The organism is Alcanivorax sp. HI0044 (assembly GCF_001634945.1).
The window spans coordinates 1-1,034 of record NZ_LWEZ01000284.1; the positions used below are offsets into that span (position 1 = coordinate 1).

The following is a 1,034-nucleotide window of genomic DNA, read 5'->3' on the forward strand; positions in this document are numbered from 1 at the left end:
CAATATTCAGAGCGCCATTAGAACCCCTGCCAGCTGCGACGTTAACGTCTGAAGAAGATGCGGTGTTGTTGTTTGGTGGCGGTTTCTATCACACAGGCTCCCTGAGCACGATAGAAGGTCATGCAAATATCCAGATGGGTAATGGTGTTGATGTGGCCAGTCATCATGGTTTTACCTGCTTGCAGGAAGGAGGCTATGTGTCCGAAAGCTACACGCTGGAAGACCTTGAGTCGCCATTCTCCGGGGCGCTATATGACGTGCGATCCTATCGTTTGGAAGGTTGTGATTATGATTTAACGTTAGGGTCGATCAACACGGGGTTTCGTCAACGTGGCTTCCCTGGTTCCGGCATAGGTTCCGGCGAATTTTTTGAAGAAACGGATTTCCTTTCCTATGACCGGTACGGGGATTCCGTTGAGATTCCCTATTTCGCTTACCAGCAGACCGATATCATTAATAGTCGATTAATGCGAGCCATGTATGGGCATGTTTTCATTCATCTTGAGCGGGAAAGTGCTGAACAAGAGTATGGAGAGAAAAGTCAGCATTCTGAGGAATTTCTGCTCGAGCGATTTGCGTCTATTGATGACGATACAGGGGAAGTGGTGGCTTTCTATTCTCAGTTGGGGAAAAACATGGATGAGCGTTTTGCTCTTGCTGTCACGCCCAATGCAGGTCTCCCTTTCCCGGAATCAAGGATTGAAAGCTTCTCAGGGGTTTATGGGGTAAAAAGGGTGATTCCTCATCGCGAGTCATGTCCAGAGGGGTTGATCACAGCGGCAACGCTTTCGGATCTGGTTATTGAGGATGACCCTTCTGATACAAGTTTTTTGAGCCTCAGGCGAGCCATCAAAAGTGGTCAGGTTGAGCTGCAAGATGAATCAGGCAATAGCGCCGTAATCACCATGGATGGAAATTCCGAGGTTTGGTCGGTGTCGCTGAATGGTGGAGCCTCCGTGGATTTTTCTCTTGAAGAGATTCAGGATTTGCGCGAAGAACGGTGCGGATAATAAAAATGCCATTCAGACCTGACC

The 1,034-nt window shown here is 48.5% G+C and carries 1 protein-coding gene; it reads left to right on the top strand.

Annotation, left to right across the window (positions count from 1 at the left end):
- Nucleotides 1-1,010 (top strand): hypothetical protein (locus A3730_RS30965; RefSeq protein ID WP_197477264.1); only part of this gene is annotated, 1,010 nt, incomplete at its 5' end.
- Nucleotides 1,011-1,034: the final 24 nt, after the last annotated feature.